General features: G+C 29.2%; 20 protein-coding genes and 1 rRNA gene. 9 read left to right on the plus strand and 12 right to left on the minus strand.

Going from position 1 to position 20818, the window contains the following annotated elements; genetic code table 11:
* Nucleotides 1-56: 56 nt before the first annotated feature.
* Nucleotides 57-173 (plus strand): 5S ribosomal RNA (rrf, locus tag CSUB8523_RS02425).
* Between the two features lie 1613 nt (nucleotides 174-1786).
* Nucleotides 1787-2233 carry a DUF411 domain-containing protein gene (locus CSUB8523_RS02430; RefSeq protein WP_039663086.1) on the plus strand — a complete coding sequence of 149 codons (447 nt, stop codon included), beginning with the start codon at nucleotides 1787-1789 and terminating at the stop codon, nucleotides 2231-2233.
* A gap of 16 nt (nucleotides 2234-2249) precedes the next feature.
* Here CSUB8523_RS02430 and CSUB8523_RS02435 read toward each other — a convergent pair whose 3' ends face one another.
* Genes CSUB8523_RS02435 through exbB form a run of 3 tightly spaced genes read right to left on the minus strand, consistent with a single transcriptional unit; the run spans nucleotide 2250 to nucleotide 3716 of the window.
* Nucleotides 2250-2906 carry an energy transducer TonB family protein gene (locus CSUB8523_RS02435; RefSeq protein ID WP_039663089.1) on the minus strand — a complete coding sequence of 219 codons (657 nt, stop codon included), beginning with the start codon at nucleotides 2904-2906 and terminating at the stop codon, nucleotides 2250-2252.
* The gene (gene exbD, locus CSUB8523_RS02440) at nucleotides 2903-3292 is read right to left on the minus strand and encodes a TonB system transport protein ExbD (protein WP_043019501.1); all 390 of its coding nucleotides are present in this window, start codon (nucleotides 3290-3292) and stop codon (nucleotides 2903-2905) included. Before exbD ends, CSUB8523_RS02435 begins: the two co-directional genes overlap by 4 nt.
* Nucleotides 3285-3716 (minus strand): TonB-system energizer ExbB, encoded by a 432-nt coding sequence (gene exbB / locus CSUB8523_RS02445; RefSeq protein ID WP_043019502.1) that lies wholly within the window; start codon nucleotides 3714-3716, stop codon nucleotides 3285-3287. The genes exbD and exbB overlap by 8 nt, the downstream gene beginning before the upstream one ends.
* A 162-nt stretch (nucleotides 3717-3878) precedes the next feature.
* Between exbB and cfrA the strand changes: the two genes are divergently transcribed.
* A complete protein-coding gene (gene cfrA / locus CSUB8523_RS02450; RefSeq protein WP_043019503.1) occupies nucleotides 3879-5972 on the plus strand; it encodes a TonB-dependent ferric enterobactin receptor CfrA in 2094 nt (697 codons plus the stop codon).
* Here the strand turns inward: cfrA and CSUB8523_RS02455 are convergent.
* A complete protein-coding gene (locus CSUB8523_RS02455; protein ID WP_043019504.1) occupies nucleotides 5969-7510 on the minus strand; it encodes a DNA polymerase III subunit gamma/tau in 1542 nt (513 codons plus the stop codon). The genes cfrA and CSUB8523_RS02455 overlap by 4 nt on opposite strands.
* Before the next feature lie 2 nt (nucleotides 7511-7512).
* Entirely contained in the window at nucleotides 7513-8814 is a 1302-nt protein-coding gene (rho, locus tag CSUB8523_RS02460; RefSeq protein WP_039663099.1) for a transcription termination factor Rho, read from the minus strand.
* 171 nt (nucleotides 8815-8985) lie between these two features.
* On the opposite strand from rho, the gene CSUB8523_RS02465 reads away from it, so the two are divergent.
* Both CSUB8523_RS02465 and ccoS read left to right on the plus strand, forming a co-directional pair.
* Entirely contained in the window at nucleotides 8986-11331 is a 2346-nt protein-coding gene (locus CSUB8523_RS02465; protein ID WP_043019505.1) for a heavy metal translocating P-type ATPase, read from the plus strand.
* Nucleotides 11328-11546 carry a cbb3-type cytochrome oxidase assembly protein CcoS gene (ccoS, locus tag CSUB8523_RS02470; protein WP_039663103.1) on the plus strand — a complete coding sequence of 73 codons (219 nt, stop codon included), beginning with the start codon at nucleotides 11328-11330 and terminating at the stop codon, nucleotides 11544-11546. The genes CSUB8523_RS02465 and ccoS overlap by 4 nt, the downstream gene beginning before the upstream one ends.
* Before the next feature lies 1 nt (nucleotide 11547).
* Here the strand turns inward: ccoS and CSUB8523_RS02475 are convergent, their stop codons facing one another.
* Nucleotides 11548-11853 carry a cytochrome c553 gene (locus tag CSUB8523_RS02475; RefSeq protein WP_043019506.1) on the minus strand — a complete coding sequence of 102 codons (306 nt, stop codon included), beginning with the start codon at nucleotides 11851-11853 and terminating at the stop codon, nucleotides 11548-11550.
* Between the two features lie 87 nt (nucleotides 11854-11940).
* Here CSUB8523_RS02475 and CSUB8523_RS02480 point away from each other — a divergent pair, with 87 nt between their 5' ends.
* The 4 genes from CSUB8523_RS02480 to gmhA are packed head-to-tail and all read left to right on the plus strand — an operon-like array spanning nucleotide 11941 to nucleotide 15364.
* The gene (locus tag CSUB8523_RS02480; protein ID WP_043020344.1) at nucleotides 11941-12498 is read left to right on the plus strand and encodes a D-glycero-alpha-D-manno-heptose-1,7-bisphosphate 7-phosphatase; all 558 of its coding nucleotides are present in this window, start codon (nucleotides 11941-11943) and stop codon (nucleotides 12496-12498) included.
* The gene (gene rfaD / locus CSUB8523_RS02485; RefSeq protein WP_039663107.1) at nucleotides 12495-13448 is read left to right on the plus strand and encodes an ADP-glyceromanno-heptose 6-epimerase; all 954 of its coding nucleotides are present in this window, start codon (nucleotides 12495-12497) and stop codon (nucleotides 13446-13448) included. The genes CSUB8523_RS02480 and rfaD overlap by 4 nt, the downstream gene beginning before the upstream one ends.
* Nucleotides 13441-14814: a D-glycero-beta-D-manno-heptose-7-phosphate kinase gene (rfaE1, locus tag CSUB8523_RS02490; protein WP_043019507.1), complete on the plus strand. Its 1374-nt coding sequence runs from the start codon at nucleotides 13441-13443 to the stop codon at nucleotides 14812-14814. Before rfaD ends, rfaE1 begins: the two co-directional genes overlap by 8 nt.
* Entirely contained in the window at nucleotides 14804-15364 is a 561-nt protein-coding gene (gene gmhA, locus CSUB8523_RS02495) for a D-sedoheptulose 7-phosphate isomerase (RefSeq protein ID WP_039663111.1), read from the plus strand. The genes rfaE1 and gmhA overlap by 11 nt, the downstream gene beginning before the upstream one ends.
* 6 nt (nucleotides 15365-15370) lie before the next feature.
* Here the strand turns inward: gmhA and pyk are convergent, their stop codons facing one another.
* From pyk to CSUB8523_RS02525, 6 genes are all read right to left on the minus strand, one after another.
* Nucleotides 15371-16822: a pyruvate kinase gene (gene pyk / locus CSUB8523_RS02500; protein WP_043019508.1), complete on the minus strand. Its 1452-nt coding sequence runs from the start codon at nucleotides 16820-16822 to the stop codon at nucleotides 15371-15373.
* 12 nt (nucleotides 16823-16834) lie between these two features.
* Entirely contained in the window at nucleotides 16835-18181 is a 1347-nt protein-coding gene (locus tag CSUB8523_RS02505) for an FAD-dependent oxidoreductase (RefSeq protein WP_043019509.1), read from the minus strand.
* A 109-nt stretch (nucleotides 18182-18290) separates the two neighbouring features.
* On the minus strand, nucleotides 18291-18914 hold the full coding sequence (locus CSUB8523_RS02510) for a type III pantothenate kinase (RefSeq protein WP_043019510.1): 624 nt from the start codon (nucleotides 18912-18914) through the stop codon (nucleotides 18291-18293).
* A complete protein-coding gene (locus CSUB8523_RS02515; protein ID WP_043019511.1) occupies nucleotides 18901-19233 on the minus strand; it encodes a hypothetical protein in 333 nt (110 codons plus the stop codon). The genes CSUB8523_RS02510 and CSUB8523_RS02515 overlap by 14 nt, the downstream gene beginning before the upstream one ends.
* A 1-nt stretch (nucleotide 19234) precedes the next feature.
* Nucleotides 19235-20230 (minus strand): hypothetical protein, encoded by a 996-nt coding sequence (locus CSUB8523_RS02520; RefSeq protein WP_043019512.1) that lies wholly within the window; start codon nucleotides 20228-20230, stop codon nucleotides 19235-19237.
* Nucleotides 20227-20772, minus strand: coding sequence for a hypothetical protein (locus CSUB8523_RS02525; RefSeq protein ID WP_043019513.1), 546 nt, complete (start codon nucleotides 20770-20772; stop codon nucleotides 20227-20229). The genes CSUB8523_RS02520 and CSUB8523_RS02525 overlap by 4 nt, the downstream gene beginning before the upstream one ends.
* Nucleotides 20773-20818 lie beyond the last annotated feature (46 nt).

Consider the following 20818-nt stretch of genomic DNA (forward strand, 5'->3'; position numbering starts at 1 on the left):
TTAAGTATTCTTGATAAAAATAGTATAAAGTTTAAATAGAATATTTAAATAACAATGTCCGTGATTATACAGATGTGGAGACGCCTTGCTCCATCCCGAACCAAGAAGCTAAGCACATCGTGGGTGATGATACTACGCCTTACTGGCATGGGGAAAGTAGCTCATTGCGGACTTGTTAATTCTCTTATTATTCTTACTTATTACTTAGATAAATCCTTAATTAGTTTATTCTTTACTTTTTTAATTAGTGATAGTTTTTATAGTTTTATAATTTATTTCTTTATGGTTTTTATGTAATGAATATCTTTCTAGGAAAGTGATTAATTATAATAAAGAGCTTTTAAGAGATAGTTGTGAAAAGTAGATTTCTTTTATTTCTTTTATTTCTTTTATTTCTTTTATTTCTTTTATTTCTTTTATTTCTTTTATTTCTTTTATTTCTTTTATTTCTTTTATTTCTTTTATTTCTTTTATGGTGCGATCATGAATTATTTATAGTTTTTTGGTGTTTAGTGGTTTAGTTTTTATTGCTTGTGGTGGATTAGTTTGATTAGTTGGTTTAGTTGGTTTAGTTGGTTTAGTTGGTTTAGTTGGTTTAGTTGGTTTAGTTGGTTTAGTTGGTTTAGTTGGTGGTGCTTTGTAGATTGTATTAAATTATTTTAATAATTTATGGCACCTTGTTTTAATTTTTAATTGTGTATATCTTTTTTATTGATTTACTAAATTTGCTTTTATGTGTTTTTAGTTGAAATTGTAGTTTTATATTTTTTGCTTGGAGTGTGTATTATAAAATTAGTATATTAGTTGGCTACTTGGTTATTTGGTTAGATTATTATAGATGTTTTTATTTATTTAAGGCATTGTTTTTCTTTTATCATTAATAGACTTAGGGGATTGTTGATTAATATAAGAAAGTAGATTATTAAGGCAATTAGTATAGTTATGATTTATTAATGGTTTATGGGAGAAGTGTAGTTTTTAATTATTTTTTATAGTTTTTAGGTTGTGTTGATATGATTGAATTATTATAATGATTGATTAGTGGGTTGGGTTTGAAAATTTAGTTGTAGCTTACTAATGTACTTAAATTGGTATATGGAAATAAAAATTTAAAAAGATATTAATTGGTAAAATATGTATTTGGTTTGTATAAGGTTAGATTATGAAATTATTTTATAATATTCTTTTATTTTTATATATAAATAAAATATGTTGATATTTATATGAGTGAGTTTTTGTGATGCAGCGGTTTTAGTAATAATTATAATCTATAGAGTTTAACAATAATAGTGTTTTTGTATTCTTTGATTAGTCTAAATAATGCTGTTTTGTTTGTTGATATTATTATGACTATTATTGGTATTTGTAATTGAAGATTTTTATAGATTAGTTTTTAGTTTGAATTTAAATTGATAGCTTACAAACTTTCAAGTTATAGATATAGTGTTTGGGATTAGTAGTGTAGTTGTTTTATTGGTTTGTATTTGTAAAGTTTATCGAGTTGTGATAATTTTTTTAAATAAGTTTAGATATAGTTTGGCTATTGGAGAGATTGGTGCTAGGATTTTTAATTTTTAGAAAAAATGTGTTAATTAATATTTTAGAGTAGAAATTGATGGTGTTTAAATTATATGCAATTTGAAACAAGTTTTTTTAGGTTTATTTTTATATTTGTTTCATTTTTAGATAGATTAAAATAACAGTTTGCTTTAAAATTGTATAATTAGTATTTGTGTAATATTAAGTGGCTATATTTATATAGTGGCGTGTAAAATATGGAGGATGTATGAGAAAGATTGTTCTTGCGCTTGCGTTAAGTTCATTATCAATGTTGGCTAGTAGTAAAGTATTAAATGTTTATGAGAGTCCTACATGTGGATGTTGTGATCTTTGGGCTGATTATATGAAAGTTAAAGGTTATCAAGTTCAAGTGCATAAGAGTGATGATTTTTTAAAAGTAAAAGAAAAGATGAATATTCAACCTATGTATCAAAGTTGCCATACAGGTGTGATTGAGGGTTATGCGATAGAAGGTCATGTGCCAGAAGATGCTGTTGCTTGGCTTTTGAAAAACAAACCTCAAGATGTTATAGGTGTTTCTGCTCCTGGTATGCCTCAGGGTAGTCCTGGAATGGAACAAGGGTATGAGGAGGAGTACCCTGTGGTTTTGATGTTGAAAAATGGAGATTATAGAATTTATGGTATCTATAAAGGTCATCAACTTATAAAATAAACTAAGCAAATTTTGCTTAGTTTATTTTATAAATGAGCGGTATTTTGATACGGTAAGTTTTATCATATTGTGGAAAATTTTTAGATGCAATACGTATGGTTTCTAAAGCACTTTCGTTTAGTAATTTATATTTTGATGATTTAAGTATTTTTAAGTCTAATAAATTTTTGTCTTTTGTCCATGTAAATTCCAATAGGACTTCGCCGCTCATACGCATTTTTTTGGCTTGTCTTGGGTAGATTAAAGCCTTATCTATAGCTTGCTTAACTTCTTTTAATAATTCATTATTGTTGCCACTTAAGGATATGTTTTCATGATTATTGCTTGTTATGGCATGCTGTGTTGTTTCTTGTTTGAGGGTTGTGTTTTCTTTTGGTAAAGTTGTTGGTTTTGGTTGTATATTTTGGACTATTTTTTTGGGTTTAGCAATGGGCTTTTCCTTTTTTGTTTCAATGGGTTTGAGCGGCTCTTGTATAGTTTTTTGTGTTGGTTTTGTGACTTGAGATGCCTGTATAAACTGCTTGATAGCTATATTAATTTTATCTTCTTTTGGCATACCATGTTCTATATGCATAAAATTTTTAGAATAAATCAATACAAAAAATAAAGGCATAAAAAGAAATAATGTGATAAAAAAAGACTGACTTTTGTGGCTAGCTAAAAATGTTCTCATCTTTTATGCTCTGTTAAAATTTGAAAATTTTCATGATTTTTATTTTTTAAAATATCAATGATTTTTACAAAACTTTCAAATTTTGCTTCTTTATCACTTTTTAATTCTACTAATGTTTTAGAGTCTATAGTATCAAATTTTGCTTTTATTTCTTCTAAGGAAGTTGATTTTCCATCGATGTAAAATTTATTTTCTTTATCAATTAAAATATTTATTTTGTCTTTATTTTTGTTTACGGAATTTGAATTTTCACTTTGGGGTAGATTGATTTTGATTTCACCATGTGCAATAAAAGTGGATATGCTTAGCACAATTGCGAGTAAAACAAGCATTATATCTATAAAAGGAATAATATTTAAACCTTCATTTTTTGGCAATTTAAGCATTTTTACCCTTAAAAATACGATATGCATTACTCAAGGTTGATATTTTTCTTAGTAGTCCATTGTAGGCCATCAGTGAAGGAATGGCAACTAAAATCCCTAATGCTGTAGCTTTTAACGCTAATGATAAACCTATCACAATAGATTTAACATCAATGTTTCCACTTGTACCCATGTCGTAAAATGTAATCATAATCCCTACTACAGTTCCTAAAAGTCCTACATAAGGAGCATTGGTGTAAATGATATAAAGTATAGTGAGATTTTCACTGATTGCATCATCAAATTTTTCTTGGCATGGATAATTACCAAAATTGATTTTTCTAAAAAATAAAATGCGTTCAATTGTGCACCATATAGCAATAAACGCCATTATCCCCAAAACAACAAAAATAATTAAGTCGATATAAGTTTTTAGAAATTCCATACAACCTCACTTGAATATAATTTTTTGTAATTATATTACTAAAAATTAAACTTTTTATTAATAACAATTATCATAATTGATATAATAAAATTTATTTTGAATTAATAATTATTATCATAATATTTCAATTTTGGAAAATTTTATTTATTGAGAAAGGAAATAATGAAAAAATATTGTTTATCGTTTTGTGTTGCTAGTCTTTTAGTTTCAAGTGCCTTATCACAAGAAGTTTTATTAGATAGCTCTATAGTAAGTGCTTCGGGATTTTCTCAAGATATTAAAGAAGCCCCTACTACTATAAATGTGATTAGTAAAAAAGAGTTAGAAAGTAAACCTTATAGAGATGTTGCTGAAGTTATTGCAGATATTCCTGGAGTGGATTTATTTGCTAGTAAAGGCAAAACTGGTTCATATAATATTACCATGAGAGGTATTACCGGATATACTCTGGTGTTAATCGATGGACGTCGTCAAGGAATTGGTGGAGAAGTAGGACCTAATGGTTTTAATGAGATAACTAATTCATTTTTACCACCAATTTCTAGCATAGAAAGAATAGAAGTGATAAAAGGACCTATGAGTACTTTATATGGATCTGAAGCTTTGGGTGGGGTTGTAAATATCATCACTAAAAAAGTAAGTGATAAATGGGAAACTTCTGTAAGTTTAGACGGTATTTTTAATACACATAGTGATTGGGGAAATACTTTTGGAGCTAGTATATATTCTAGTGGTCCATTGATGGATGATCGTTTAGGTTTGACTTTGCGTTTTAGAGAATTTTATAGAGAGCAGTCTAATGTAGAATATACAAATGGTAGTGGTCAAAGAGTGCCAGGAGATCAAGCTCAAAGTCCAACAAAAGCTAATAATTTTAACTTAGGAACTAGGTTAAATTATTTAATAGATGATTATAATACCTTGATATTTGATATCGATTTTTCAAGAAACCACTATGATAATAAAAAAGGACAGTTAGGAACATTAACTAAACCAACTGATAAATACGATGGTTCTTTGACAGGTGGTTATACGGATACTATGCAGGTAGATAAGTTAGTTACTTATTTAAGCCATGAGGGTGTTTATGAAGACTTTTCGATTACTTCTACCTTGCAGTATAACCGTGTAAGTAATGATGGGCGAGAGGTAGTTGGCCAAGTAAGTCAACCATTTTTGGGACAAAATAGAGATATAGTTGCTGAAGATATTATTGTAGACACAAAAGCGGTTATACCTTTAGGTCAAAGTCATATTTTAAGTGTTGGTGGTGAATATAGACTTGAAAAAATGCAAGATAAAATAGCTAATCCTACTAATTTTGATCAATATTTGTTAGCCTTTTATGCAGAAGATGAGTATAGTATAAGAGATGACTTAAGATTTACCTTTGGTGCAAGATATAACCATCATGAAATTTTTGGAAATAATATTTCACCAAGAGCTTATTTAGTTTATAATCCTACAAATGAGCTTACTTTAAAAGGCGGTGTTTCAACAGGTTTTAAAACCCCATATGCAAATAGACTTATTTCTGGAACTTATAACTATGCTGGACAAGGAAAATTTCCTATTTATGGAAATCCTGACTTGAAAGAAGAAACTTCTACAAATTATGAGTTAGCTGCTATTTACAATAATGAATTATTTTATATTTCAGCAACTGGATTTTTAACTAACTTTAAAGATAAAATTTCTAGTTCAAGTTTTAAACAAGGTGAGAATATATCCAATATTGGATCGTGTAATGCTGATAAATGTATGAAGGCTACTAACCATGGAGAGGTTGAATATAAAGGTATAGAGCTTGGAGTAGGGATTACTCCTATAGAACATTTAAATCTAGATTTAGCTTATACTTATCTTGATAGCGAAGTTAAAGAAGCATCACAAAGTTCTCTTATAGGCAAACCAGAAGATGGAGATTTAAAACACAATATTGTGCTAAAAGCATCGTATAATATATTTAATAAATTTACTCCATGGATAAAAGGTGAATGGCAAATTGATCGATATATGGGAGATGATAATATTAATAGAGAATATTATAAAGATGTATTCTTAACTTCTGTAGGTATGCGTTATGATATTAACAAAAAATGGAGTATAAATGCATCTATTTATAATTTGTTTGATAAAAAATTTGATGATTCGTGGGAATCTTATAAAAACAAAGACAAAGATGTTTGGGTAAATACTTATAACCGTATAGAAGAGGGAAGAAGATTTTACATTTCTGTAAATGGTAATTTTTAATTTTGAATAGATGGGGTTCCAAAGAGCTTGTCAAGAGCTTCTTTGGTTTCATCTTTTGAATTGTATTTTTTAGCATCTTTTTTAAAATTTTCAAAATGTTCATTTAAATTTGGAGTACTTTTTACTTCTTGCTTTATAGGGGTTTTGAATATATCCTGTAATTTTTGCGTGTCTATGGTTTCTATTTTTTGAATTTTTATTTGTGCTTTTTCTCCAAAAAGTTCATGAAGTAGAGTTTTGATTAGTTTAAATCCATTATTTAGAATTTTTCTATCTTCATCTTGAGCATGTGAGCTAATATTTAAAATATCATCCTCAAAAGAGATAAATTGTGTGGTTTTTTTAAAAACTTCAGCCAAATCATAATCTCTTTTATAGATAGCCTTTAATAAGCTTTCGTATGGATTGAATTTTTCATCTTTGGCAGTTTGTGCTGAAGGTAAATTTTGTTGTTGTATATTTTTTGATATATCGTATGGTTTTAGACTATCACTTGTATCGATAGCCTCATCAATGCTTTTTAGATAGGTTGCTTCTATTAACATAAAAGCCATAACGCAAAGTACAAAACTATCATTATCACTAGAATGCAGCATGGTCTTAGCACGTGAAAGTATTCTAAAAAATCTTTCATAAATTAACATAGAAAATAAATTGTTTTTGGCAAAAAATGCTTCTTTTAGAAAAAATATCATTTCATCTATTACATTGCTTGCCTCATAGTCTTCAAAATCTTTTAAAAATTCAAGAACTTTATCTTTCTCATTGGTCAAGATAGCTTGATAAAATTCTTCAATCTTAGCTGGATCTAAAAAGCCTAGCATTGTAGTGATTTTTTGTGTTTGTATATCATTTTGACAATATACTATGGCTTGATCTAATAAAGTTAGAGTATCTCTTAAAGATCCATTTCCGCTTCTTGCTATGAGTTTTAAAGCTTCTTTTTCATAGTCGATATTTTCTTTTTCTAAAATCCATTCTAAATGATTTAAGATATCATGAGTAGAAATTTGCTTAAATCTAAAATGCTGTGTTCTTGAAAGAACCGTTGCAGGTAGCTTTAAAGGATCGGTTGTTGCAAGTATAAATTTAACATAGCTTGGAGGTTCTTCTAGAGTTTTAAGTAGGGCGTTTGCTGCTTGTGGAGTAAGCATATGCACTTCATCAATAATAAAAATTTTAAATCTAGCTAGTGATGGAGCATATTTTACTTGTTCTATTAATTCTTGGATATCTTCCAAGCTTCTGTGGCTTGCAGCATCCATTTCTATAATGTCAATATTGGATCCATTAAGTGAAGCTAGGCACTGAGAACATTCTCCACATGGATTAGCACTTGGTCCTTGTTCACACACTAAGGCTCTTGAAAAAATTCTTGCACTCGATGTTTTACCACTCCCTCGTAGTCCTGAAAACAAATAAGCATGTGCCAAGCGATTATTTTCAAGTGCATATTTTAAGCTTGTAGAAACTGTGTTTTGTCCTACAAGCTCATTAAAATTTTTGGGTCTGTATTTAACAGCAAGTGCTTGCAACATTATTACTCATTCATAATAGAGAGCAATTCTTCATTGCTTTTAGTTTTGAGCATTTTTGAGTATAAAAATTTTAATGCTTCAATATCATCCATTTGAGATATAGCTGATCTAATCGCCCAAATTTTTTGCAGTTTTTCGACACCTTGGAGCAATTCTTCTTTTCTAGTACCAGATTTTATAATGTTAATTGCAGGATAAATTCTTCTATCTGAAATATTTCTATCAAGAACGATTTCACTATTTCCTGTACCTTTAAATTCTTCAAAAATAACTTCATCCATTCTTGATCCAGTTTCTATCAAAGCAGTTGCTATGATGGTTAGTGAGCCTCCATGTTCTATATTTCTAGCTGCACCAAAAAAGCGTTTTGGTTTATGTAGTGCATTTGCATCAACCCCACCACTTAAAACTTTACCGCTACTTGGTGTGGCGGTGTTGTAAGCTCTTGCTAATCTTGTAATGGAATCAAGCAATATAACCACATCTTTACCTGTTTCTACCATCCTTTTTGCTTTTTCTATTACAAGTTCTGCTACGCGAACATGATTATAAGCAGGTAGGTCGAAAGTAGAGCTAAAAACTTCACCTTTAACACATCTTTGCATGTCTGTAACTTCTTCAGGACGCTCATCTACTAAAAGTACGATTAAGTGAGCTTCAGGATGGTTTTTAGCAATGGCAGTTGCTAGTTCTTTCATTAGCTCGGTTTTACCGGTTCTTGGAGGTGCTACAATCAAGCTTCTTTGACCTTTTCCTATAGGGGCAAATAAGTCAAGCATTCTACCAGTGAGTTTTAAAGGATCATATTCTAATTTGATTTTCTCGGTTGGAAAAATCGGAGTAAGATTATCAAATAAGGGTCTTTCTCTGGCTTCTTTTAAAGGAAGGTAGTTAATTGCTTCGATTTTTAATAAAGCGTAGTATTTTTCTTGATCTTTAGGTTCTCTAACTTGACCTGTAACAATATCTCCTACACGTAAGGCAAATTTTCTAATTTGCGAGTTTGATACATACGCATCGTTTACGCTATCACTTAAATTAGAATCCATTCCGCGTAAGAATCCATAGCCATCTGGTGAAATTTCTAAAATTCCGGTGAAAAGTATAAAGCCACCCTTTTTAGTTTGTGCTTTTAAAATTTCAAAAATAAGATCTTGTCTTCTAAATTCTCTTGGATTTTCTATTTCTGCTTCATTGGCAATTTTAACTAAGCTTTCTAAGTCAAGTAACTTCAAATCTTCAATTTTATAACCTTCCACTGGAATGTGTGTTCTTTGGTGTTTTTTTTCTTTAGTATTTTCCATATATCCTCTAAAATGTAGAAAATGTAGTATTTAAAATGAATACGAGATTTTATTCAAAAAAACGCTTTTTTGTCAAATTTTTGAAATTATAATATAGCTTTGTAAATAATTTTTAAAATTACTGTTTTAAAAAAATGATAAAATAGTAAAAAATAACAACGAAAGTCTAAAATGAAATGCAAACATTGTCAATTAAGTTTTAAACAAGAACAAATGATAGAAAAAAATGGAAATTATTTCTGTTGCAAAGGCTGTGAGAGTGTTTATGAAATTTTACGCGATAACAATCTGGAGGAATTTTATGAAAAACTAGGTAATCAAACTCTAAATCCAGTGACTATAGAACATGTCAACAAAGACTATGGTAAGTATATTCAAAAAACCAAAGAAGGCTTTAGCGAAATCTTTTTGCTTATAGAAGAAATTCACTGTGCTGCTTGTGTTTGGCTGAATGAGAAAATTCTCATTAAAAGTGAAGGAGTGGTTGAGGTTGATATTAATTCTATCACTCATAAGGCTAGGATTGTTTTTGATGATAAAAGTATTAACTTAGCACAAATTATACAAAATATAGAAAGTATAGGTTATAAAGCGAGTGTGTATTTGCCTACCAAAAATGAACAAAGAGCAACACAAACCAAAAGAGACTTTTATGCAAAATTAATCGTTGCTATAGCTTGTGTGATGAATATTATGTGGATTTCTGTTGCAAAGTATGCGGGTTTTTTTAGTGGTATGGACGCAGATACTAAAGATATTTTACATTTTGCGGAGTTTTTGTTGTGTACTCCTGTGCTTTTTTATACAGGATCTGTTTTTTATAAAAACGCCTATTATGCCTTAAAATTTAAGAATATCAATATGGATACTTTGGTTATTAGCGGAGCAAGTTTGGCTTATATTTATTCTATTTGGGCTATGTTTTCAAGGGCTTCACAGGTGTATTTTGACTCTGTGGCAATGATTGTTTGTTTTGTTTTTATAGGAAAATACTTAGAGCTTTTGAGTAAAAAAAGAGCATTGGATACGCTTGATCATTTGCGTTCATTTTTAGTAAGTGAGGTAAGAGTTTTAAAAAATGGAGAAATCAAAAACACCGATGTTGAAGAAGTTGAAATAGGAGATATTATCGAATTAAAAGAAGGAGATAAGATACTAATTGATGGGGTGTGTATCAGTGGTAATGTAAGTTTAGATGTTTCTAGTTTAAGCGGAGAAAGCTTACCACTTGATGTGCAAAAAAATGATGTTGTATATTCTGCTTCTTTGGTTTTAAGTGGTAATGCTTTATATAAGGCAAATGCACTTTATCAGGATTCTAAATTAGCAAGGATAATCACTTTACTTGAAAACTCAAGTACCAAAAAAGCAAAAATAGAAAAAATGGTGCAGCAAGTGAGTAGGTATTTCTCACCTATTATTTTAACTTGCGCTTTATTGTGTTTTGCTTTTACTTTTTTTGTATTAAATTTAGGTTTTGAAGAGGCCATGGTACGCATGGTTTCGGTATTGATTATTGCATGTCCTTGTGCTTTGGCTTTAGCCACTCCTGTAAGTTCTTTGGTAGCAATTAGTGCAGGGTTGAAAGAAAAGATTTTGTTTAAAGAAGCTGGTGTAGTAGAGGATTTAAGTAAATGTAATATAGCGGTTTTTGATAAAACAGGAGTGCTGACAAAGGCAAGCTTGGAGGTAAAAAAACACTATTTAGATGAAACGCTAGATCATAATGAATTGGTGAGTTTTTTATCTTTAACCAGCCACCCTGTTGCAAAAAGTATTTTGCGATTTTTAAATATAAATCAATATGATAGAATTGAATTTGATAAGGTGGAAAATTTCCAGGCAAGAGGATATAAGGCATTTTTAGGAAATGATGAATGGCTTGGTGGTAATGAGAAATTTTTAAAAGAAAACTATATTCAAACCCAATCCTTTGAAAATACTCATTTTATTTTTGCAAAAAACAAAGTGATTATGGCGGTGTTTGAGCTAAAGGATAAAATTCGAGATAATTCTAAAGAGTTGATCGATTTTCTTAAAAATCAAAAAATGCAAATTTATATGCTTAGCGGGGATAATTCTTTTGCTGTAGAAAGAGTCGCAAAAAAATTAAAAATAAGCAACTATAAAGCCTCTTGTATGCCAGAAGATAAAATGCAAACAATAGCTAACTTAAATCAAGTAGGTAGAGTTTTAATGGTAGGAGATGGAGTAAATGATACTTTAGCGCTTTCTTATGCAGGGGTAGGGGTTTCATTAAAGGAAGGTTCAGAACTTGCCATGGAAAATAGTGATATTATATTGTTAAAAAATGACTTAAAAAGCTTGCAAAAAGCTACACAAATAGCCAAAAAAACTTATCAGATTATTAAACAAAATTTAGCTTTTTCTTTATTTTATAATGCTTTGAGTATGCCTTTGGCTTTTTTTGGTTTGATTAACCCATTGGTTGCAGCTTTATCAATGTCTTTTAGTAGCATAATAGTGATTTTAAATGCTTTAAGGATTAAAAAATGAATGGTGTTTTAATGATGATGATAGGTGTTTCTTTGGTTGCTTTATTTTTGGCAATTTGCGCTTTACTTTGGGGCATAAAGAATAAACAATTTGACGATGATTATAAATTTACTACTTTAAATGATAGTGAAGATGCTTTAAATGATGCAGTGATTTTAGAAAAAAGAAGAAAAGAAGCTTTAGAAAAGAACAAAAACAGCCATAAAGGCTGTTAAATTATTTTTTTAAACTTTCAATGTATTCTTCAATTGCTTTAAAATCTGCTTCTGTTAAACCTTTAAGGTTGATTTTCATGATTGCTCCTTGACCATAAGCATTTCTTTTACCTGCTGCATAGTCTTTCAAATATTGCAATCTTTCAGCTGCAGTTAAAGTATTCAAAGCAGGAACTTTATTAAGATAGACTTTATCTGCTTTAGCACCATGACATATTGCACATTTTTTATAAAGTGTAGCACCATCTGCAGCAAAAGCTGAAACACCAAGACATGCTAAAGCCGATAAAACAAGTAACTTTTTCATTGTATCACTCCTCTATAAATTGAAAATAAAATGTATTTAATTATAAACTTTTTTTATTTAAAGTCGCTTAAAAATCTTTTTTACTTGATAAATTACGAAATCTTAAAAAAAATACATTATAATTTTTTTATGAAAACAAAGGCATTATTTCTAGATAGAGATGGAATTATCAACATAGATAAAAAATATGTTCATAAGATTGAAGATTTTGAATTTTGTGAAGGCATTTTTGAACTTTGTAATTTTTTCCAAAAACAGAATTTTTTAATTTTTGTAGCCACTAATCAATCAGGCATTGCAAGAACTTATTATAAAGAAAAAGATTTTGAAATTTTAAGCTCGTATATGCTAGATGAGTTTTTGAAAAAAGACATTAAAATAAAAAAAATTTATCACTGCCCGCATTTAGAAAATTGTGAATGTCGTAAGCCAAAACCCGGCATGCTTTTAAAAGCACAAAAAGAATTTAATATAGATTTATCGCAATCTTTTTTTATAGGGGATAATTTAAGTGATATGCAAGCTGGAATTAATGCTGGTATAAAAAATCTATTTTTGATTAATGAAAATTATAATGATGATAAAAACTATAAGGTCTTTAAAAATTTAAAAGAGCTTTTGCATTATTTAAAGGATAGAAAATGAAAATTGTGATAACAGGTGGAGCGGGTTTTATAGGCTCTGCTCTTGCTTTAGAGCTTCAAGATAAACATGAAGTTTTAATTGTAGATAAAATGTGCTCAAGTGTTACTTTTGAAAATGGAAATTTAGAAAGTTTTGGTCATTTTAAAAATATCTTAGATTTTGAGGGTGAGCTTTATGTGGGTGATATTAATGATGAAAAGACTTTAAATGTCATAAAAGATTTTAAGCCTGATGTCATCTTTCATAAAGCTGCAATTTCAGACACAACAGTTTATGATCAAAATAAAGTTTTAAAGACTAATTTAAATACTTTTAAAGGTTTTATAGAACTTGCTTTGGAGCTTAATGCAAAATTAATCTATGCAAGTTCAGCTTCAGTTTATGGAGATGCTCCAAGCCCACAAACTGTAAATTTGAGTGAAGCCCCTAAAAATCCTTACGCGTTTTCAAAACTAATGATGGATAAATTAGCAAAAAAATACTTTGATAAAATGCATATAATTGGACTGAGATATTTTAATGTATATGGTAAGGGAGAGTTTTTTAAAAATACCACTGCTTCTATGATTTTGCAATTTGGACATCAAATTTTAGCGGGTAAAAGTCCGCGTTTGTTTGAAGGAAGTGATCAAATTTATCGTGATTTTGTGTATATTAAAGATGTTGTGAGTGCGAATTTGCAGGCTTTAGAAGCAAAAAGTGGAATTTATAATATAGCCACAGGTAAAGCAAGGACTTTTCAAGATATTGTGGATATTTTACAAAAAGAATTAAATACTAATTATCCTTGCAAGTATATTCCTAACCCTTATAAAAATGCTTATCAATTTCATACTCAAGCAAAATTAGATGAGAGTTTTTCATATAAAGCTAATTTTAGTCTTGAAGAGGGTATAAAAGATTATTTAGATGAGATTAAAAGGCTTTATGAAAAGGAAGTAAATGCTTGATTTTTTAAGCTCTAAAAAGCCAAAAATTTTAGTTGTTGGGGATTTTATGGTGGATCATTATATATGGTGTGATTGCACTAGAATTTCTCCAGAAGCTCCTGTAATGGTGATGAAATCACAAAAAGAAGATAAAAGACTAGGTGGGGCTGGTAATGTATATGCAAATTTAAAAAGTCTTGGTGCTGAGGTTTTTGCTTTAGGACTTGTGGGTGATGATGAGAGTGGAAGATTTTTAAAAGAGAATTTAAATGCAAAATTATTAGTAGAAAAGGGTAGAAAAACCCCTCTTAAGAGCAGGATTTTATCGCATTCTCAGCAAGTTTTAAGACTTGATGATGAGAATGATTTTAATACTAAATTAGAAGATGAAATTATCAAAGAATATAAAAAAATCGCAAAAGATTATGATGTGATTATTTTGAGTGATTATGCCAAAGGAGTTTTAACTTTAAAAGTAACAAAAGCTTTGATAGAGCATGCAAATACTTTAAATTTACCTATTTTGATTGATCCAAAAGGAAGTGATTTTAGTAAATATCAAAATGCAACCTTGCTAACTCCAAATAAAAAAGAAGCTATTCAAGCTTTGGGTGTAGAAAAAATTGACAACCTAGAAGAAGCTTTAAAAAAATTAAAGGATGAATTAAATTTAGCTTATTCTATTATAACTTTGTCTGAAGAAGGAATTGCACTTTTTGATAAAAAAATACATATTATTCCCGCAAAGGCTTTAGAGGTTTATGATGTAACAGGAGCCGGAGATAGTGTTATAGCTATGCTTGCTTATGCTTTGGCTTTAAAAGTTGATATTGTAAAAGCGTGCGAACTAGCAAATGATGCAGCAGCTGTTGTAGTGGCAAAAGTAGGAAGTGTGAGTGTAAGTTTAGAAGAGATTAAAAATCTAAAAAAAGCTTCTTTTGAAGATAAAATTAAATGCAAAGAAGAGCTTGTAAAATTAATACAAAATAAAAAAGTAGTTTTTACCAACGGATGTTTTGACATTATGCATTATGGTCATATAAAATATCTTGAAAAAGCTAAAAAATTAGGAGATATCTTAATTGTAGGTTTAAATTCAGATGAAAGCATAAAAAGATTAAAAGGAAGTTCAAGACCTATAAATTTAGAGTTTCAACGCGCATGTATGCTTGCAAGTATGTATTTTGTAGATTATGTAGTGGTTTTTAATGAAGATACTCCTTATGAATTGATAGAGTTTTTAAAACCTGATGTGTTAGTTAAAGGAGCTGATTATAAAGGCAAAGAAGTAGTGGGTTCAAATTTAGTAAAAAAAGTAGAATTAATTAACTTTGAAGATGGATTTAGCACTACTAATATAGTTAATAGGATTGCAAATGATAAATAAAATTGAAAAGGAATTTATTCAACATCAAAAAACCTTAGAGCAAAGTTTGAATTTAAAAGAGCAAATTGCTACGGTTGTTCAAGAGTTAAAAGTATGTTTGAAAAATGGCGGAAAAATTTTAATTTGTGGAAATGGTGGAAGTGCTGCAGATAGCCAACATTTTGCAGCCGAACTTAGCGGAAGATATAAAAAAGAAAGAAAGGCTTTAGCTGCCATTGCCTTAAGTACTGATACTTCTGCTTTAAGTGCTATAGGAAATGACTATGGTTTTGAATTTGTTTTTTCAAGGCAGGTTGAAGCTTTAGCTAGTGATAATGATGTATTGATTGGAATTTCTACTAGTGGAAAAAGTCTAAATGTGATTAAAGCTTTTGAAAAGGCTAAGGAAATTGGTGTTAAGTGTATAGGGCTTAGCGGAAAGGGTGGTGGAGTGATGAATACATTATGTGAACATAATATAATCATTCCAAGTGATGATACAGCTAGAATTCAAGAAATGCATATTTTAATCATACATTGTTTATGTGATTTGATAGAAGAAGAATGTTAAGTTTGACTATTTTGCCAAACTTAAATAATATTCAATTTGATCTTTTTGTAAAATTCTAATTAGATTTGTACTCCCTGCAACACCTACTGGAAATCCTGCTGTAAGAGTGTAAACCCCATCTTTTTGCATAAGACCTTTTTCAACTCCAAGTTTTACAGAATTACTTAAAAGCTCTGTTAAATTTTCATGTTTTTCTATCAATATAGCAGGTTGAACTCCCCAGACTATACTTAAAAAATTTAAAGCTTTTTTGGAATGAGTAATAGCTATGATATCCATTTTTGGACGATATCTTGCTGTTTTAATTGCGGAAGCACCGCTACTTGTGATGGTAAAAATTGCATTTGCATTTAAATCAGTAGCTAGTTGCGTGCTTGATTTAGCAATGATATCAGTTTCGTTAAAACATTTAAAGGCTTCAAATTTTTCATAAGGATAGTTTTTTTCTGTCTCAATGATAGTTTGAGTCATAATATCAACTGCATTTGCCGGATCAATCCCCACTGCACTTTCTTCACTAAGCATAACTGCATCGGTGCCATCAAGCACAGCATTAGCAACATCTGAAATTTCAGCTCTTGTGGCGGTTTTTGATTTTGCAAGAGAAAAAAGCATTTGAGTAGCAGTGATGACAGGCTTGTTAGCTTCATTGGCTTTTTTAATGATGAGTTTTTGTATATTTGGCACTCTATAATAAGGCACTTCAATACCTAAATCTCCTCTTGCTACCATTATGCCATCGCTGCAATTTATGATTTCATCGATATTTTCAACAGCATCAAATTTTTCTATTTTTGCAAAAATAGCAATTTTAGCATTATTTTCACCAAGTATTTTTTTAACTTCATCAATATCATGAGCATTTTGTACAAAAGAGATGGCTAAAAAATCAACATCGTTTTTAATACCCCATGCAAGATCATCTTTATCTTTTTGGGTGATAACATCGATATTAATTTTCGTATTAGGAAAATTAATTCCCTTATTCGAACTAAGCACACCGCTATTTTCCACTTGGGTTTGGATAAAATCTTTTTCTACTTGTATAACTTTAGTTTTAATGGAGCCATCGCAAAGATAGATGTATTCTCCAGCCTTTAGCATAGAAAGAATTTCAGGATGATTAATACAGACTTTATAGTGTTCATTAGAAAGTTTTTCTCCTTCAAAAGTATCTTTGTAAAAGTCTAACCTATCTCCATTTTTTAACTCAAATGCTTCTGGAATTTTTAAGATTCTAATTTTTGGTCCACTAATATCTTGCAAAATTCCAATTCTTGTATTAAGTTCAGTCGCTACTTTTCTAATAGTAGCTAGGTTTTGACTATGATACTCATGGGTTCCGTGTGAAAAGTTTAAACGAAAAACATTCACCCCATTAATAATCATTTGTCTTATTGTAGTTTCGTTTTCGCTTGCTGGTCCAATCGTTGCAACTATTTTTGTTTTTTTTAACATTCCTCATCCTTTTTATAGCAGTTCGCTAGCAAATAAATCCTCATTAAAATTAGCACCTAAATATTGACAAATAAGTTTTGCATCTCTATAACCATTACCAAGACAGCTTGTAGCACCTGGACTTGGTGTCATATTGAAAATTATACCTGGAATTTCAGTGATACTTGCTTCTCCAAGCATTAATTCTCCTGCTTTTTTATTAAGTACCTGTGGACGAACTCCGCCAATTTTTTTAGCATAGTAAATATCATCTGTTTTTAAACTAGGAACTATTTTTTTGGCATTTTTTGCAAAAAGTTTTTTATTGATATAAGGAATTTCAAATAAATAATTATAAAGAATATAATTTCTAATAGTAGAATCCTTAAAAAGATTAAAACAAATTTTAATTACATTCATATCTAAGTTAAGTGTTTTGAAAAATTCAGGTAGTGATTTAAAACCATGATATCTTTCTAGCATAGGAATAACTAAAGCAGTAGGGCCAAAGCGTGTATTCATATTAGCTAATAAATCAGGATCGCCGTGTAGCGCAGCAAATGGTAGTTTTGGATTTTGTACCATATAAACTTTACCATTTAAAATTTTTCTTTTTGCCATGTAAAAACTTCCTGCTACCGGAAAGCAAGACTTATCTAATCCTATACCCATTTTATGTGCTAAAAATAAAGAATGCGCTCCTGCATTTACTATAATAGATTTTGCACTATATTTTTTAAAATCTTTTGTTTTGATATAAAAAATATCATCTTTTTTTTCTATAAAAATAACTTCCTGGTTATAAGCTACATGGGTATTTTTACCTTGTTTACAAGCTTGTTCTATAAGATTTTGACTCATTAATCCAAAATCTACTGTGGTATAAATTTCACCTTCTTCTACGCCCATAGCTACTATATTATCTGCTCTATCATTGAGACCATCTTCACCTAATACAACATTAGGTTCTATTTGTTTAATATCATTTTTGGTATAAAATTTAATATAAGGATATAGTTCTTTAAATTCTTCATATCTATTTTTCATGTACTCGCATTCTTTATCCCCAACTGCAAGTGCAAGTTTTTGATGTGAGTACATGAATTTATTTTGTGCGTTTTGCAAAAGACCATATTTAACTATCATATCTGCTGTTGTTTTAACTTTTTTTGCTTTTTCTAAAGTATAGTTTGTTTCTATATCACCACAGTGGATAGTTTGTGAATTGCTTGTGCTATGACTATTTAAAGTTGCAGCGCTATTATATTTTTCTAACAAAGCAATATTTTGAATATTTGTATATCTAGCTAGCTCATAAAATGCTGCAGCACCAGAAATCCCACCGCCAATTACCACGGTATCAAAATGTTTTTGATCCATTGTTATCAATTCCTTTTGTGTGTTTGATTTTGCTAATAATATCAAAATATAGTTGTTTTGAGTTTAAATAAAACTTATAATTTTAAGAGTAGGAGTATAGAAATAAATTTTAAAGTATAAAATTTTCACAAACAGCTTTTTTCATACCTCTAAAAATTAAAAATTTATCATAAATTGCGTAGTCGAAAAAATTTGCAAGAAATTGTCCATCACCGCCTGTAAAATATAATTTTTTACCATATGCACTATCTTTTATAAGTAAATATATGCTTTTAAAAACTCCATAGCTCAAAGCATCAACAGTTCTTTGAGGAAAAGCATCAAAGTTAATTTGTGTATTTAGCTCGTATTTTAAGCGCGATGAAATACTAGAAAAAGATTTTTTGTAGCTTTCAACACCTGGGAGTATAAAACCTCCAAGATGAATAGAATTAGAAATAATATCTACAGTTATTGCAGAACCCGCATCAACCACAACACCATCTTCTATAGTATAGCATGCTGCTACTCTATCAACCCCTAAATTTTCATAAATAGTATCAAAATTAAAACATGGAGCAAGATTGATAAATAAAGGATTTTGTTCTAATCTTTGCTCTAAATTCGGATTAACATTGATATAAAATACTTTTTGTGCAGGTTCGTATTGTAAAAACTGCTCAATACTCATAGAATAAAATTTTTGCTCATTTAGAAAACTAGCGGTTGTATTGCCAATATCACATAAAAGCATAATTTTTAATCCCTTTGGTGGCTAGATATTCCTTTGCTTTAGAGCAAATTAAAGCTTGGTGGAATATAAAATAATTTTGAAAATTTAAATTTAGAGTTTGACTTATATTTTGAAAGATGGCTTCAAAATTTAAACTTTCTTTTATTAAAATTTTACTTTTTGCAAAAGAAAATAAAATCAAACAACATTGTTTGTTTATATTCTCTCCATAAATGCAAATTAATTTTTTCTTTTTACTAAAAGTATGGATATCTAGGGATTTGGTATTTTTTAAAATAATCCCATATTTTATAAGAATATCACTAAGCTCTTGATTCATTTTAGTTTAATTGTAAAAATTTGTCTTGAAAGAAAAATTTACCATTAGCCATAAAACTTTTTTTATCAACGGCATCGCTTAGTTTATATACTGCATAATCTTTCAAATTTGTATTTAGCTTGATCAAATAACCTGTTTTTTCAAAAACATACAAAGAATCATTATATAAGGTGCTTTTGGAAAACAGAGCAAACTGAAATTTTACTTCATCGATTTTTCTAAGATTATAATCATTTTTAAGAATTCTTCCATCTTTTGTTAGTACAAAAATTTCATTATCATTAGTGTTTACTTCTTTAATATTTTCGTTTAAATATAAAGTTCTATTTGGGGTAACAACGATGATTTTTTGCGCAGTTGCAGCAACCATAGTATCATTTTTAACATGAAGATAGATGATATTGTTAAAAAATTCTTCACTGCTTACTAAAATTTCTTTACTAACCTTTAGTGTGCTTTTATTAAGTATGGCCAATTTTCCATTAAGCATAGGATATATGATAATGGTATTTAAAAAATAAGGATTAGCATAACGACTATCTTGAGCATAGACTGTACCAAGATTTTGAAGCATTTTAATACCAAGATTTTTATTTGCATATACTAAGGTATTGCTAGCTAAAATTAAGGCTATATCATCTCCGTCTATACTTGCACTCACTACACTTTCATTAAATTTATGAGAAAATAATTCATCGCCTTGCAAATTTAAAATCTTAAAATTTCCATTATCATCACCAATAAGAACTTCTTCTTGATGTATATTTAAAATATGATAATTTTTATCTAGTTTAAAATTAATAATATTTCCCATGGTATCTATAAAGGAATTATTGTTTAATTGTGCCATATTGTTGTTGAAATTTATAATCTTACCATTAATGCTTTGAGAACTATAAGGAAGCTGTTCCGCTTGTGCTGGTTGATAATATTCTCTCTTTGTGCCACAAGCGCTAAAAAATATTAAAGTGATGATAAATAAATAAAAGTTTTTCATTTTATTCCTTGATAATGTTTTAAGCTTGTAATAATTTGCCATAAGGGAGAATTTATAGGTATTTTATTAAATTCTGTATCTGTATTTTTAAAATCATTTTGCTTTAGAAAATTAAAACCTGCCAGTAAGGTATTGTAATCTTTCAAAAAGTCTGATTTTTGATTGTTTTGAGCAAGCACTATTTGTTTTAGCAAAGGATCTATGTTAAGATTTAAAGTTTGATTAAGATCTTGACTGTTTTGATTCATCATGAATATGGTGTATAAATTTGCATTTTTTTGTTTTAATTCTTCGATTGATTTTTGATCTGAAGGATTTTTCAATAAGTTGTTAAAAATTATATTGCTTTCTTGAATATTGCTTTCTTGTTTTAGATTATAAAAATAACTTCCACTAAGATATACAATTAAAAGTACAATAATTGCAATGAAATAGTATTTGTATTTTTTTATAAAGCGCTCAGATTTGATAAAATTTTCCATCATTTGCTCTTGAGAGCTTAATTCTGCATGAACCGCTTTTAGATTTTCTTTTAAAGCCATATTTCCCCTTTTTTAGCAAGAATAAATATTATTTATTGTTTTAAAT

The sequence above is a fragment of the Campylobacter subantarcticus LMG 24377 genome, from assembly GCF_000816305.1.
In the GTDB taxonomy this organism is placed as follows: Bacteria; Campylobacterota; Campylobacteria; order Campylobacterales; family Campylobacteraceae; genus Campylobacter_D; species Campylobacter_D subantarcticus.

Excerpts from the sequence above, each read along its gene's own strand:
- rfaD (WP_039663107.1), top strand. The coding sequence starts at position 12,495 with ATGAAAATTGTGATAACAGGTGGAGCGGGTTTTATAGGCTCTGCTCTT.
- ccoS (WP_039663103.1), top strand. The coding sequence starts at position 11,328 with ATGAATGGTGTTTTAATGATGATGATAGGTGTTTCTTTGGTTGCTTTA.
- CSUB8523_RS02515 (WP_043019511.1), bottom strand. The coding sequence starts at position 19,233 with ATGAATCAAGAGCTTAGTGATATTCTTATAAAATATGGGATTATTTTA.
- rho (WP_039663099.1), bottom strand. The coding sequence starts at position 8,814 with ATGGAAAATACTAAAGAAAAAAAACACCAAAGAACACACATTCCAGTG.
- CSUB8523_RS02455 (WP_043019504.1), bottom strand. The coding sequence starts at position 7,510 with ATGTTGCAAGCACTTGCTGTTAAATACAGACCCAAAAATTTTAATGAG.
- pyk (WP_043019508.1), bottom strand. The coding sequence starts at position 16,822 with ATGTTAAAAAAAACAAAAATAGTTGCAACGATTGGACCAGCAAGCGAA.
- exbB (WP_043019502.1), bottom strand. The coding sequence starts at position 3,716 with ATGGAATTTCTAAAAACTTATATCGACTTAATTATTTTTGTTGTTTTG.
- gmhA (WP_039663111.1), top strand. The coding sequence starts at position 14,804 with ATGATAAATAAAATTGAAAAGGAATTTATTCAACATCAAAAAACCTTA.
- CSUB8523_RS02435 (WP_039663089.1), bottom strand. The coding sequence starts at position 2,906 with ATGAGAACATTTTTAGCTAGCCACAAAAGTCAGTCTTTTTTTATCACA.
- cfrA (WP_043019503.1), top strand. The coding sequence starts at position 3,879 with ATGAAAAAATATTGTTTATCGTTTTGTGTTGCTAGTCTTTTAGTTTCA.
- CSUB8523_RS02520 (WP_043019512.1), bottom strand. The coding sequence starts at position 20,230 with ATGAAAAACTTTTATTTATTTATCATCACTTTAATATTTTTTAGCGCT.
- CSUB8523_RS02505 (WP_043019509.1), bottom strand. The coding sequence starts at position 18,181 with ATGGATCAAAAACATTTTGATACCGTGGTAATTGGCGGTGGGATTTCT.
- CSUB8523_RS02430 (WP_039663086.1), top strand. The coding sequence starts at position 1,787 with ATGAGAAAGATTGTTCTTGCGCTTGCGTTAAGTTCATTATCAATGTTG.
- CSUB8523_RS02510 (WP_043019510.1), bottom strand. The coding sequence starts at position 18,914 with ATGCTTTTATGTGATATTGGCAATACAACCGCTAGTTTTCTAAATGAG.
- CSUB8523_RS02465 (WP_043019505.1), top strand. The coding sequence starts at position 8,986 with ATGAAATGCAAACATTGTCAATTAAGTTTTAAACAAGAACAAATGATA.
- exbD (WP_043019501.1), bottom strand. The coding sequence starts at position 3,292 with ATGCTTAAATTGCCAAAAAATGAAGGTTTAAATATTATTCCTTTTATA.
- CSUB8523_RS02475 (WP_043019506.1), bottom strand. The coding sequence starts at position 11,853 with ATGAAAAAGTTACTTGTTTTATCGGCTTTAGCATGTCTTGGTGTTTCA.
- rfaE1 (WP_043019507.1), top strand. The coding sequence starts at position 13,441 with ATGCTTGATTTTTTAAGCTCTAAAAAGCCAAAAATTTTAGTTGTTGGG.
- CSUB8523_RS02525 (WP_043019513.1), bottom strand. The coding sequence starts at position 20,772 with ATGGCTTTAAAAGAAAATCTAAAAGCGGTTCATGCAGAATTAAGCTCT.